General features: G+C 69.4%; 10 protein-coding genes. 8 read left to right on the forward strand and 2 right to left on the reverse strand.

The features are described from left to right. The first annotated feature begins 2 nt into the window (after nt 1–2). Nucleotides 3–812 (forward strand): SDR family NAD(P)-dependent oxidoreductase, encoded by an 810-nt coding sequence (locus tag RM531_RS10755; RefSeq protein WP_311659227.1) that lies wholly within the window; start codon nt 3–5, stop codon nt 810–812. On the opposite strand, the gene RM531_RS10760 is transcribed toward RM531_RS10755, so the two are convergent. Next, on the reverse strand, nt 809–1,696 hold the full coding sequence (locus tag RM531_RS10760) for an alpha/beta fold hydrolase (RefSeq protein ID WP_311659229.1): 888 nt from the start codon (nt 1,694–1,696) through the stop codon (nt 809–811). The two genes, RM531_RS10755 and RM531_RS10760, sit on opposite strands and share 4 nt — an antisense overlap. Nucleotides 1,697–1,810: 114 nt before the next feature. Here RM531_RS10760 and RM531_RS10765 point away from each other — a divergent pair, with 114 nt between their 5' ends. From RM531_RS10765 to RM531_RS10775, 3 genes are all read left to right on the forward strand, one after another. Next, nucleotides 1,811–2,671, forward strand: a complete 861-nt coding sequence (locus tag RM531_RS10765; RefSeq protein ID WP_311659230.1) for an SDR family oxidoreductase — start codon at nt 1,811–1,813, stop codon at nt 2,669–2,671. Between the two features lie 65 nt (nt 2,672–2,736). Continuing rightward, the gene (gene greB, locus RM531_RS10770; protein WP_311659231.1) at nt 2,737–3,216 is read left to right on the forward strand and encodes a transcription elongation factor GreB; all 480 of its coding nucleotides are present in this window, start codon (nt 2,737–2,739) and stop codon (nt 3,214–3,216) included. Between the two features lie 7 nt (nt 3,217–3,223). Beyond that, the gene (locus RM531_RS10775) at nt 3,224–4,456 is read left to right on the forward strand and encodes an MFS transporter (RefSeq protein ID WP_311659233.1); all 1,233 of its coding nucleotides are present in this window, start codon (nt 3,224–3,226) and stop codon (nt 4,454–4,456) included. Between the two features lie 7 nt (nt 4,457–4,463). On the opposite strand, the gene RM531_RS10780 is transcribed toward RM531_RS10775, so the two are convergent. Next, nucleotides 4,464–5,123 carry a TetR/AcrR family transcriptional regulator gene (locus tag RM531_RS10780; protein ID WP_311659234.1) on the reverse strand — a complete coding sequence of 220 codons (660 nt, stop codon included), beginning with the start codon at nt 5,121–5,123 and terminating at the stop codon, nt 4,464–4,466. A gap of 80 nt (nt 5,124–5,203) precedes the next feature. Between RM531_RS10780 and RM531_RS10785 the strand changes: the two genes are divergently transcribed. The 4 genes from RM531_RS10785 to RM531_RS10800 all read left to right on the forward strand — a co-directional run bounded on the left by RM531_RS10785 (nt 5,204) and on the right by RM531_RS10800 (nt 12,624). Continuing rightward, nucleotides 5,204–6,271, forward strand: coding sequence for an efflux RND transporter periplasmic adaptor subunit (locus RM531_RS10785; RefSeq protein ID WP_311659235.1), 1,068 nt, complete (start codon nt 5,204–5,206; stop codon nt 6,269–6,271). Nucleotides 6,272–6,310: 39 nt separating this feature from the next. Next, nucleotides 6,311–10,669 (forward strand): efflux RND transporter permease subunit, encoded by a 4,359-nt coding sequence (locus RM531_RS10790; RefSeq protein ID WP_311659236.1) that lies wholly within the window; start codon nt 6,311–6,313, stop codon nt 10,667–10,669. Nucleotides 10,670–10,729: 60 nt separating this feature from the next. Next, entirely contained in the window at nt 10,730–12,211 is a 1,482-nt protein-coding gene (locus tag RM531_RS10795) for a PAS domain S-box protein (RefSeq protein WP_311659238.1), read from the forward strand. A gap of 143 nt (nt 12,212–12,354) precedes the next feature. Continuing rightward, complete coding sequence (locus RM531_RS10800) at nt 12,355–12,624, forward strand: hypothetical protein (protein WP_311659240.1); 270 nt, start codon at nt 12,355–12,357, stop codon at nt 12,622–12,624. Nucleotides 12,625–12,674: the final 50 nt, after the last annotated feature.

Genomic DNA, 12,674 nt, shown 5'->3' on the forward strand with positions numbered 1-12,674 from the left:
TCATGCCCAAACAACGATTTCTCGACCGCTACGGCCCCTGGGCACTGGTTACCGGTGCCTCGGCCGGCCTCGGCGCCGAATTCGCGCGGCAACTGGCCGCCTGCGGGCTCAATCTGGTGCTGGTGGCCCGGCGGGCCGACCGCCTGAATGAACTGGGGGAGCGTCTCGAGCGCGAGTACGGCGTCGACACCCTGAGCGTGCCGCTGGACCTGTCCCGACCGGACTTCATGCCGGACCTGGAACAGGCCATCGGCGACCGCGAGATCGGCCTGCTAGTCAACAACGCCGGCTTCGGCAACACCGGCGCCTTCCTCAAGGGCAAGCTCGAGGACGACCTGCGCATGCTCGACGTCAACTGCCGGGCGCCGCTGATCCTCACCCATGCCCTGGGCAACGCCATGACCGAGCGCGGCCGCGGCGGCATTATCATGCTTGCCTCGGTGGCCGGCCTGATCCCCAATCCCTATTTCGCCCACTACGCCGCCACCAAGGCCTGGGACCTGTTCCTGGGCGAGGGGCTGCACGTGGAACTCAAGGACAAGGGGGTGGACGTGCTGAGCCTGTGTCCGGGCCCCACCCGCACCGAATTCTTCGACGTGGCCGAGGTGGACGAGGGCAAGTGGCCCGCCGCCGCCCGCAAGACAATCATGGATGCCGACGATGTGGTTGCCGCCGCCCTCAAGGGCCTCGGGCGGCGCAGCGTGGTGATCCCGGGCTGGTCCAACCGGCTGCTGGTAGGCAGCACTCGCATCACCCCGCGCAGCGTGACCAGCGCCCTGGCCGGCCGAGTGATGAAGATGGCCGGCGGTTAGAGGCCCCCAGGACGTCCAATGAAGTCGCGGATCAGCCTGGCGACCTGGTCCGGGCACTCCTCCTGCACGAAGTGGGCAGCATCCAGGCTTTCCACCCGGATGTGGTCGAACACGTCGTCCAGATGCCGGGTGAATTCGGGCACGATCACCGGATCGTGCCGGCCGTGGATGTACAGCCCGGGCATGGCGAAACGCTGCCCTGCCAGCTCGGCCCAGCGGGCCCGGTCCGCCTTGTACGTGCGGTAGTAGTTGGCGCCGGTGGTGGCGGTGTGCGGCTGGCGATAGCAGCGCACATACTCGTCCAGCGCGTCGGCGGGAAAATCGAGCCGCGACCAGGTGCGCAGGAAGTGGCCCAGCCAGGCCCGCTCGTTGCCGGGGATCATGGCTTCGGCCAGCCCGTCGCCATGATCATCCCGCGCATTCTGAAAGAACTGGTACCAGAGCGCCGCGGGGTTGTTTCGCAGCGCCGCCTGGGCAGCGGCATTGCCGCGCGCATTGGGCAGCACATGGATGTTGAGCAGCACCAGACCGTCGAATCGGCCGGACTCGGCCAGGGCCGCCTCCTGGGCCACCGCCCCGCCCCAGTCGTGACCGACCAGCGTGGCACGCCGAATCCCCAGCACATCGAGCAGCGCCAGCAGATCGGCGCCCAGCGCCTGCTTGGTATAGGCCTCGAGCGTCAGGCTGCGTTCCGCGTCACCCAGTCCGCGCAGATCCGGCGCAATCACGCGGTATTGCTCGGCCAGCCGGCTTGCCACCGGCCACCAGCACCAGGACGACTCCGGCCAGCCATGCACCATCACCAGCGGCGGTCCGCTGCCCATCACGCGGCAGGCGAAGCGCCCGCGCGGCGTGTCCACCGGCTGCACCGAAAAATCACTCATGGCCCTGTCTCCTGCCGTGCGCGCCATCGCGAGGTTATCGCGGCCCGCCAATACTGCGAATAATCGTGATTGCCGATAATCTCGCGGGCGAGTCCAGACAACCAGGAATCCGCCATGGCGAATCTGAACGGCAAGACGCTCTTCATCACCGGCGCATCGCGCGGCATCGGGCTGGCGATCGGCCTGCGCGCTGCCCGTGACGGCGCCAATGTGGCCATCGCGGCCAAGACCGCCGAGCCGCATCCCAAGCTGCCCGGTACCATCCATACTGCGGCCGAGGAAATCGAGGCCGCGGGCGGCCGGGCCCTGCCACTGGTCTGTGACATCCGCGACGAGGATCAGGTCAACGCCGCGGTGGCAAGCACCGTCGAGCACTTCGGCGGCATCGACATCTGCGTGAACAACGCCAGCGCCATCAACCTGACGGGCACGCTGGACACGCCGATGAAGCGGTACGATCTGATGCACCAGATCAACGCCCGCGGCAGCTTCCTGGTCAGCCAGACCTGCATCCCGCATCTCAAGCAGGCCGCCAATCCGCACGTGCTGAACCTGTCCCCGCCGCTGGATTTCTCGGCAAAGTGGTTCGCGCAGCACGCCGCCTACAGCCTGGCCAAGTACAGCATGAGCGTCTGGGTGCTGGGCATGGCCGAGGAGTTCCGCCGGGATGGCATCGCCTTCAATGCGCTGTGGCCCCGCACCGCGATCGCCACCGCCGCCGTGCGCAACCTGCTGGGCGGGGAGGATATGGTCAACGCCTCGCGCACGCCCGAGATCATGGCCGACGCCGCCCACGAAATCCTGATCCGGCCCAGCCGCGAGTTCAGCGGCAACTTCTGCATCGATGACCAGGTGCTGTTCGACGCCGGCGTCACCGACTTCCGCCAGTACAAGGTCGACCCGGACGCGCGCGAGCTGGCGCCCGATTTCTTCGTGCCGGATGACAATACCCCGCCGCCGGGGGCCATGGACTGAGCGGCCGAGGCGGCCGTATCTCCCGCTTTGCCGTGGATTCGCCGGTCCTGTGCGGGGGTGGCTAGATGCCGGCACAACGCGACTACATCACCCGCGCCGGCTGGCAGATGCTCCGGGATGAAGCCGATCACCTGTGGCGCACGCGCCGGCCGGCCGTGGTGCGGGCACTCGCCGATGCCGTCGCCGAGGGGGATCGCTCGGAGAACGCCGAGTACATCTACCGCAAGAAGGAATTGCGGGAGATCGACCGGCGGCTGCGCTATCTGGGCCGGCGACTTGACCAGCTGGTGGTGGCCGACGCCAGGCCCGATGATCCCGGGCGGGTGTTCTTCGGCGCCCGCGTCACGCTGATCGACGAGGCCGACCACGAACACATCTACCGCATCGTCGGCGCGGACGAGACCGACGCCGCCACCGGCGCCATCAGTCTGCATTCGCCCGTGGCCCGGGCGCTGCTGGGCCGCACGGTAGGCGACGCGGTGGCCGTCTCGCTACCCGGCGGACAAACCGAGTTCGAGATTCTCGCCGTGGCATACCCCGGCTGACCGGGGCATGGTGACCACCGCCGACAACGTGCTCAGCCTGCCGGCCTTCCGGCGGCTGCTGGTGGCCCGGGTGGCCGCGACCCTGGCCACCCAGACCCAGGCCGTCGTGGTCGGCTGGCAGCTCTACGGGCTTACCGGGGACCCGATGACCCTGGGCTGGGTCGGGCTGGCCCAGTTCCTGCCGATGCTCGTTTTCATCCTGCCGGCCGGGGACCTGGCCGACCGGGTCGACCGCCGCCGGCTGCTGGCGGTGAGCTGGACCACCCAGGCGGTGGCCGGCGCGCTATTCCTGCTGCTGACGCTGAACGCCACAACCAGCGTGCTGCCGTTCTATGCGGTGCTGGTCCTGTTCGGCACCGCCCGGGCGCTGGCCGCCCCGGCCCTGCCGTCGCTGGTGCCGCTGGTGGTGGGCGAGCGCCTGCTCAGCCGCGCGGTCGCCTGGCACTCCTCGTTCTTCCAGATGGCCATCGTGGTGGGCCCGGCACTGGGCGGGCTGATCTACCTGCTGGGGCCAGCCGCCGGTTATCTGCTGGCCGCGGTGCTGTTCGCGGTGGCCGGGGTCGCCATTGCCGGCCTGCCGCTGGCCCGGGCGCAGCAGGCATCCCGCGAGACCGGCAGCGCGGTTCAGCGCTTTCTGGCCGGCGTGGCCTACGTCCGGTCGCGGCCGATGATTCTGGGCGCGCTGTCGATGGACCTGTTCGCGGTACTGCTGGGCGGGGCCACCGCTCTGCTGCCGGTCTACGCCGCCGAAATCCTGCACGTGGGGCCGGTCGGCCTGGGCATGCTGCGCAGCGCGATCGCCCTGGGCGCATTCGTTACCGGCATCTGGCTGGGGCGACGGCCGCTCACGCGCCGTGCCGGCCCGGCGATGTTCGGGGGCGTGGCCCTGTTCGGGGTGGCGATGATCGTGTTCGGCCTGTCCACCCATTTCTGGCTGTCCTTCGCCGCACTGGCGCTGGCGGGCGCCGCGGACATGGTCAGCGTGTTCGTCCGCGCCACGCTGATCCAGATCGCCACCCCCGACGCCATGCGCGGCCGGGTCAGCGCGGTCAGTTCGCTGTTCATCAGCGGCTCCAACGAACTGGGTGAATTCGAATCCGGCGCGGTGGCGGCCTGGCTGGGTGCGGTGCCGGCGGTGGTGGTCGGCGGCGTCGGCACACTGGCGATCGTGGGTATCTGGCGCCGGGCATTCCCCGCGCTCTGGCGCATCGACCGGCTGGAGGACTGCCGCGTGCCGTGACCGACGATCAGCCCGCCCGCAGCCCTTCCAGCAGCGTCTGCAGCACGCCCTCGACCACGGTTTCCAGCTCGGCCGTTTCGTGGCCGGCGTAACCCGTGCGGTTGTCCAGGTACAGGCTCATCAGCCCGTGAATCGCCGCCCACACCACCAGCGCCTGGGACTTGGGATCACGCGGGCGCACCGCGCCGGCGGCCTGGGCGTCGGTGAGTTCGCCGATGAGCACGTCATAGGCCGCATCGCCGGCCACCGCCAGACTCGGGAACTCGGACTCCTCCGGTGGTTTCTCGGCGTCGAACAGCGGGCCTTCGCAGAAATCCCCGGCGAACATCAGCCGGTAGAGGCAGGGATGGGTGGCCCCGAACCGGGCATAGGCGCGGCAGCCGGCCAGCAGCCGATTCGCCGGGTCTGTGCCCGCCGCCTGGTTGGCGCGTTGAATCGTCTTCGCCAGTAGTTTGAAACCCTGTTCAGCCGCTGCGGCCAGCAGCGCCCGCTTGTCGCTGAAATGCCGATAGGGCGCGCTGCGGGACACCCCGGCCCGCTCGGCCACCCCGCGCAGGGTGACCGCCTCGAGCCCCTCGGCTTCCAGCAGTTCCAGCGCGGCACGCACGCAGGCGTTTTGCAGGTCGCCGTGGTGATAGGGCCGGGAATCGGTAGCGGCTGCGGTCATGGAATAACTCTAAACGGGAGTGTTGACAGCGTCAACATGGCATCTTAATGTGGACGCTGATTACATCCAAGGGATCGGCCATGGTCCGTTTGTTCAGCTTGCTTCTGATCCTGCCCCTGGCGGCCTGCGATGCCGTCTCGGCGCCGGACACACCGCCGCCGGCGGACCAGCCGCATCCGGTGGAAACCGGGCAGGTGCGGGTGATCGACACCGACCGGCAGTTCGCGCTGTCGGGCGTGGTCCGGTCGGCGGACCGGGCGCGGCTGGCCTTCCAGGTCGGCGGCCGGCTGGTGGAACGCATGGTGGACATCGGTGAGTCGGTGGAGCGTGGCCAGCTGATCGCCCGTCTGGCCCAGCCCGAGCTGGCCCCGGCCGCGGAGGCCGCTGCCGCGCGCGTCCGGCAGCTGGAAACGCAGACCGCCCAGGCCGAGCGGGATCTCGATCGGGTGAAAAAGCTCAAGACCGATGCCGCCGCCACCCAGCAGGAACTCGAGTCGGCACAGTCGCGGATGGATGGCCTGCAGGCGTCGCTGGCGCAGGCCAGAGCCGACGCCAGCCGCGCCCGCCGCCTGCTGGCGGAAACCCGGCTGGAAGCGCCGGTTGCCGGTACCGTGGCCGAAATCCTGGCGCAACCGGGTGAATTCGTATCGCCGGGACAACCAGTGCTGGCGCTGTCCGGAGACAGCAGTGCTCTGGAAGCGGAAATCGGCCTGCCGGAAAATCTGCTCGGCGAAGTGGCCGTCGGCGACCGCGCCGATCTGGTGATGCCCATCATGGGCGGCGAGATCACCGGCCGCGTCACCGAACTGGCGGCCGCCGCGGATGGTGCCGGGCAGCTGTTCCCGGCCGTGCTCACGCTGGACGACGCGCCCGACCTGCGGGCCGGCACTACCGTGACCTGGCGCCTGCGCTCGAACCAGCCGGAACGCCTGACCGTGCCGGTATCCGCCATCGCCAGCACCGGCGGACGCAGCCAGCCGCGGGTATTCCGGGTGGATGAAGATCGGGCCCGCTCGGTGCCGGTCACCCTTGGCGTGGTCGTTGGCGAGCGGGTGGTGGTGGACGCCGACCTGTCGCCCGGCGACACCGTGGTCACGCTGGGGCTGGACGGTCTGGTCGACGGCCGCGCCGTCGCGGTCCGGCCATGATCACGGCCGTAAACATGACGCCCGGCCGGGGTTGGCATCATGTCTGACCGGCTGCAACGGCTGCTGGCCAACGAGCGGCTGATCTTCACCCTGGTGGCAGTGCTCGCGCTGGCGGGTCTGGCCGCCTACCTCACCATGGACCGCCAGGAGGATCCGGCCTTCCCCTATCGCGCCGGGCTGATCACTGTCGCGTTCCCGGGCGCCGACCCGGGCCGCATCGAGCGGCTGGTGCTCGAACCCATCGAGGAGGAACTGGCCGGGGTCGAGGAAATCGATCACACCGAATCCACCGCCCGCCAGGGCGTGGCCATCGTGCGCATCGAGCTGCAGGCCTGGGTGTATGACACCGACAGCGCCTGGGACCGGGTACGGGTGGCACTGGACAGCGCGCGCCGCGACTTTCCCGATGGCGTCGCGGAACCGGCCCTGGAGGATCGCATTGTCACCGCCTCGACCGCGGTGCTGGCCGTCACCGGCAGCGACGACCCGCTGGCACTGGCCGATGCCGCCGAGCGGTTGAAGTCGCAACTTCTGGACATGCCCGGCGTGTCGTCCATCCGCCTCATCGGCGATCCGGAAGAGCAGATCACCATCGCGCTGAGCGACGCCGCGCTGCTGCGTAGCGGGCTTACGCCCAACCAGCTGCTGACCCAGCTGCAATCCTCGAACGCGATCATTCCCGGCGGCTCGCTGCGCCTGTCCGGACGATCGCTGACCCTGCGGCCGCAAACCGATTACGCCTCGCTGAGCGAGATCCGCGACACCCCGATCACCCTAGCCGGCGGCAACGTGGTACCGCTGGGCACCATCGCCGAGGTGGTACGCGGCGAGCAGGAACCCCCCGAAGCCCGCGTGCGCTTTGACGGCAAGCGGGCCGTGGGCCTGGACATCAAGGCGGAACGCAACCGCACCAACGTGGTGAAGTTCGGGCAGGCGCTGCGGGCAGAGGTCGACGAACTGCGGCCGGCCTTCGCGCCGCTGGAAATCCGCGAGATGTTCTACCAGCCCACCTACACCGAGTCCCGGCTGGACAACCTGGTGGGCAGCCTGCTGCTGGCGGTGCTGATCATCGTCGGGGTGCTGTTCCTGGGCATGGGGCTGCGGGTGGGTCTGCTGGTGGCCACCCTGCTGCCGCTGGTCACGCTGTGCGCGCTGGGCATCTACGCCATGGGCGGCGGGGTGCTCCATCAGATCGCCATCATCGGGATGGTAATCGCGCTGGGCATTCTGGTGGACAACGCCATCGTGATGACCGAGAACATCCAGCACCACCTGAACCGTGGCGCCAGCCGCGCCAGCGCGGCCGCGCAATCGGTGCGGGAACTGGGCGGCCCGCTGTTCGCCGCCACCGGCACCACACTGGCGGCGTTCGTGCCCATGGCCCTGTCGGAGGGCAACACCGGGGATTTCATCCGGGCCATGCCCATCCTGATCATGCTCTCGCTGGTGGTCAGCTACGTGTTCGCGATCACCCTGACGCCGGTCACCGCCCGCCGCTTCCTGCGCCGCCAGTCGGCCGACAAGGAAACCAACGCCCCCATCATGCGGCTGGCCGAACAGCTCAGCCGGATATCCACCGCCCGTCCCTGGTGGATGGCGGCCGGTGGCGCGCTGGTGGTGGCGGCCGCCTTCGCCAGCGGCGGCATGCTGGATCAGCAGTTCTTCCCCAATGCCGACCGCAACCAGGTGCTGATCGACCTGACCCTGCCGGAAGGCACCCACCTGACCCGCACCCGGGAAGTGGCTGCCCGCATGGAGCGCGATCTGCGCCAGCGCGAGGATGTCCACGTGGTGCACAGCTTCGTCGGCTTCGCCGGCCCCACGTTCTACTACAACCTGCAACGCAGCCCCAGCGCCCCGCAACGGGCCCGGCTGGTGGCCGAAACCGACGGCCTGACCGCCAACCAGGCGGTGATCGACTGGGCCCGGACCTACGGCCGCGAGAGCCTGCCCGGGGTGGACGTGGTACCCAGCATCCTGCGCCAGGGCCCGCCGGTGGCCTCGCCGATCGAAATCCGGGTGTTCAATCCCGATCCCGATCAACTCGCCGCCGCCACCGAGCAGGTATTCGCGGCGGTGCTGGGTGTGTCCGGCGCCCGCGACGTGCGTCAGGACCTGGGCACCGGCGCCCCGGGCATCGTGTTCGACGTGCATGACCAGGTGGCCCGGCGGCTGGGCATTTCCCGGGTGGATATCGCCCAGGCCCTGCAGGGCCGCAGCCTCGGCATCAATGTCGGCCAGTACCGGGCGGGCGAGGATCCGGTACCGATCCAGCTACGCAGCCCGCAGGGCCAGCTCTTCCCCCTGCCGGAACTGGAGACCATCAACGTCTACACCCCGGACGGCCGTGCCGTACCGCTGGCCCAGGTCGCCAGCGCGAGGCTGGCCATGCAGCCGGGGGCCGTCCGGCACTACAACCAGCATCGCGTGGCCCGGGTCTACAGCGAACTGGCGGAAGGTTTCGTGTTCAGCGAAGTGGTCGCGCCGGTGCAGGCATCCATCGCCGATCTCGACCTGCCGCCCGGCACCCGTATCGAGTTCGGCGGCGAAGCCGAAGCCTCGCGCGACGCCAACTCCGCGCTGCTGCAGGCCGCGCCCCTGGGCGTGGGGCTGCTGCTGTTCTTTCTGCTGCTGCAATTCAACTCGTTCCGCCGCATGGGGCTGGTGCTGCTGACCATTCCCTTCGCGGTGGCCGGCGTGATTCCGGGTCTGCTGCTGCTGGGCATTCCCTTCGGTTTCCAGCCGCTGCAGGGCATCATCGCGCTGGTGGGGATCGTCGTGAACAACGCCATCGTGCTGATCGACGTGATCGACCAGCGCCTGGCCCAGGGCGAGGACATCACCACCGCCGTGCGCGACGCCGTGCGGCGACGCACCCGCCCGATCCTGCTGACCACCGCCACCACCATTGCCGGGCTCCTGCCGCTGGCCCTGTCCGATACCACGCTCTGGCCGCCCATGGCCTGGACCATCATTACCGGGCTGATTGCGTCCACCCTGCTCACCCTGCTGGTGATGCCGGCGCTGTGCCTGCTGCTGCTCGGCCGCCGATCGATGCCGGCGCGCGCCGCAGGCGGCAGCGCGGCCGCGCTGCTGGCCGGTCTCGTGCTCGTAATAGCGGTCGCGACGCCGTCAGCCCAGGCTGATGAAATAGACACGGTGGACTTCAACACCGCCGCCCTGGCCGGGGCCAACGAACTGGAAGTGGACGCCCTGGCCGCCCGCACCCGCGCCGCGCGCGCCGGGGCGAGCGCGGCTTATCGCGATGCGCTCGCCCCCAAGCTGAGCGTGCGGGCCCGGGCCTCGCGATCGGACGCCACCGGTTCCATCAGTGTCCCCGGGCCGATGGGGCAACAGCGCTTTGAAACCACCGCCCGCGAACAGAGCGAAGCGATCATCGAGATCCGCCAGCCCCTGCTGCGCCTGGCCGATCAGCTCTACGGCGCCCCGGCCCAGGCGGAAAGCGCCCGGGCCAGCCTGGCGCGGACCGAGAGCCTGAAACTGGCCAACGCCCTGCGCGCGGCGAGCATTTATCTGGAGGCGCTCCGGCTACAGGCCCGGCTGGATGCCAACACCCGGCTGCGCGACAGCCTGTCGGCGCGGGTGAAACGGGTGGCCGCCCAGGTCGAGGCCGGGCGGGCGCTGGAAACCGACCGGCTGGATATCGATCTGGCCCTGCAGGAAGCCCGGCGCGAGCAGATACAGCTGACCACCGGCTACCGCGTGGCCACCACCCGGCTGGCCCGTGCCATGGGTCGCGACGGCCGGGTGGTACCCGCGCCGCTGGACTACACGCCGCCGGCGGTGAATGCAGACCCGGAGACACTGCTGGCCGAGGCCATCGACGCCCGCCGCGATCTGGATGCGATCGAACACGACCTCGACGCCGCCCGGCTGCAGACACGCGCCGCCAGCAGCCGGTGGCTGCCCGAAATCGATGCGGTGGCCAGCCAGACCTGGCGCAGCGGCAACGCCTTCTTTCCCGACGACGAAGGCCGCATCGCAGCCGAGTTGACCTGGACCCCGTTTGCCGGCGGCGTGATCGCCGCCCGCCGCGACCAGGCCGAAGCCCAGCGCCAGGCCCTGGACGCCGACCGGCGCGCGTTCATGCACGAAATCCGTGTGCAGATCGAGGAACAGCTGGCCGCCATCGACAGCGCCCTGGCACTGGCCGACCTCGCCGAAACCGGACTGTCGAGCGCGCGCAGCCGTCTGAAGCTGCGCGATGCCCGCTTCCGCGCCGGCCGCGCCACCGCCGACGACGTGGTGGAGGCCGAGGCCGAACTGGCCCGCCAGCAGGCCCGCCGGGCCATCGCCCGTTACGATCACCTGGAAGCCTGGATCGGCCTGCAGGGAGCCCTGGCGCGCAGCGACTGGGTGACAACGCTGCCGGACTGACGCCCGAGGGCGTCCCGCTGTCGTAGTATTGGTGGCCCGGCCCCGGCAACCCGTCACACCATGATCGACCAGGCCCTCCGCCGGCAGACCGACCGGCGCCAACTCCAGCAGATCATCGCCGGCCTGCGCGACGGCGTGATCCTGCTGGAACACGACGGCCGCATTGCCTGGGCCAACGACGCGGCGCTCGCGGTGCACGGCATTCGCGAACGCGAGGCGCTGGGCGGATCCTGCGAGGGTTACCGGCAGCGGTTCACGCTGCGCTACCGCAATAACCGGGACGTGGCGCCGCATCGCTATCCGCTGGACCGGATGGTGGCCGGCGAGCGTTTCGACAACGTCGTGGTCGAGGTCACCCCGCAACACGATCCCGATCAGGCCCGGAGCCATTGCGTGCGCAGCCTGATCCTCACCGATGCCGACGACGAGCCGGATTGCCTGGTGCTGATCATCGAGGACATCACCGACTTCGTCAGCGCCGAGGAACGCTTCGAACGCACCTTCGCCGCCAACCCCGCCCCGGCGCTGATCTGCCGCCTGTCCGACCTGCGCTACATCAAGGCCAATGCCGGCTTCACCGACATGACCGGCTATACCCAGAGCGAACTTCTCGAGCGCACCGTCTACGAAATCGACGTGCTCACGGACGCCAACGAACGGGACCTGGCGGTGGCGCACCTGAGCGCCGGCCGCACCATCCCGCAGATGGAGGCCTGCCTGCCCCGGCCGGACGGCGGCCGGCAGCCGGTGGTTGTCGCCGGCCAGCCGATGGAGGTGGGTGACCAGCCCTGCATGCTATTCACCTTCATGGACCTCGCCCCGCGCAAGCAGACCGAAAACGAACTGCGCCAGAGCGAGCAGCGCTTCTCCCGCGCGTTCACCCTGGCCCCGGTGCCGATGTTCATCGCCACCCTCGACCGGCTGATGGTGATGAACGTCAACGCCGCCTTCACCCGGACCACCGGTTACGCCGCCGAAGCGCTTGGCGAGCGCGGGCTTACCGGCATCGCCCGGCCCAGGGACGGCAATACCGGCACGCCCCCGCTACAGGGCAAACAGCTGGTGGCTGCCACCCAGCAGGAGGTCCGGCTGGCCTGCCGCAACGGCACGAGCATCGACTGCCTGTTATGGGCCGATACCGTTCAAATCGACGATCAGCCCTGCGTGCTGGGCGCACTGCAGGACATCACCGAGCACAAGCGCTCGCAGGAAGAACTGGCGGCGGCAATCGAGGCGGTGATGGCCGACACCTCCTGGTTCAGCCGGAGCCTGATCGAGAAACTGGCCGACGTGCGCCAGGCCACCAATGGCGCGGGCAGCGGCAACGGCGGGGAAAGCCTCACCGAGCGCGAACGCGAAATCCTGGCGCTGATGGCCGACGGCCATGGCAACCGAGACATCGCCCGGCAACTGGCCATCGCACCCAATACCGTGCGAAACCATGTAGCCAACCTGTACGCCAAGCTGGACGTACATAATCGCGCCGGGGCCGTCATCTGGGCCCGGGAGCGCGGCCTGCGCCCCGACCCCGCTACATCCTGACTGGTATTTTCGTACCAGATGCACTGGTGCGAATGGCTCTTCCCCCACCGAATGGCGGTCCGCATTATTACGACCCGCGGTCCGGTGGTGCGCTGCCGGCTGACTAATACGAGATCCCGTACGGGAACACCGGGGCAGAGGGCATGTCCATTATTGTGTGGATGGCGATGGGACTGGTTGCTGGTTTTGTTTCCAGCCTGATCGCCGGCGGTCACGGGCCGCTACTGAACAGCGCGCTGGGTGTGATTGGCGCCATCACCGGTGTTACCGGCGCCGGCGCCGGTGCCGGGGCCCTCGCCCTCAACGCTGCCGATGGCCGGGGCGTCCCCGGGCTCGGCCTGTACAGCGTCGGGGCGGCCGTGATCGGCGCCCTGCTGGTGGTGTCGATCTACCACCGCCTGATTCGCGGCTGATCCGACCAGCGGACCAGCGCATTCCGCCGCCATTCCGGCGGCACGGCCGA

It is taken from the genome of Spectribacter acetivorans, assembly GCF_031846305.1.
Taxonomy (GTDB): domain Bacteria; phylum Pseudomonadota; class Gammaproteobacteria; order Nevskiales; family Salinisphaeraceae; genus Spectribacter; species Spectribacter acetivorans.

What these genes read in the sequence shown, in the direction of transcription:
- RM531_RS10790 (WP_311659236.1), top strand. Translation starts at nt 6,311, where the DNA reads ATGTCTGACCGGCTGCAACGGCTGCTGGCCAACGAGCGGCTGATCTTC.
- RM531_RS10775 (WP_311659233.1), top strand. Translation starts at nt 3,224, where the DNA reads ATGGTGACCACCGCCGACAACGTGCTCAGCCTGCCGGCCTTCCGGCGG.
- RM531_RS10765 (WP_311659230.1), top strand. Translation starts at nt 1,811, where the DNA reads ATGGCGAATCTGAACGGCAAGACGCTCTTCATCACCGGCGCATCGCGC.
- RM531_RS10760 (WP_311659229.1), bottom strand. Translation starts at nt 1,696, where the DNA reads ATGAGTGATTTTTCGGTGCAGCCGGTGGACACGCCGCGCGGGCGCTTC.
- RM531_RS10785 (WP_311659235.1), top strand. Translation starts at nt 5,204, where the DNA reads ATGGTCCGTTTGTTCAGCTTGCTTCTGATCCTGCCCCTGGCGGCCTGC.
- RM531_RS10755 (WP_311659227.1), top strand. Translation starts at nt 3, where the DNA reads ATGCCCAAACAACGATTTCTCGACCGCTACGGCCCCTGGGCACTGGTT.
- RM531_RS10795 (WP_311659238.1), top strand. Translation starts at nt 10,730, where the DNA reads ATGATCGACCAGGCCCTCCGCCGGCAGACCGACCGGCGCCAACTCCAG.
- greB (WP_311659231.1), top strand. Translation starts at nt 2,737, where the DNA reads ATGCCGGCACAACGCGACTACATCACCCGCGCCGGCTGGCAGATGCTC.
- RM531_RS10780 (WP_311659234.1), bottom strand. Translation starts at nt 5,123, where the DNA reads ATGACCGCAGCCGCTACCGATTCCCGGCCCTATCACCACGGCGACCTG.
- RM531_RS10800 (WP_311659240.1), top strand. Translation starts at nt 12,355, where the DNA reads ATGTCCATTATTGTGTGGATGGCGATGGGACTGGTTGCTGGTTTTGTT.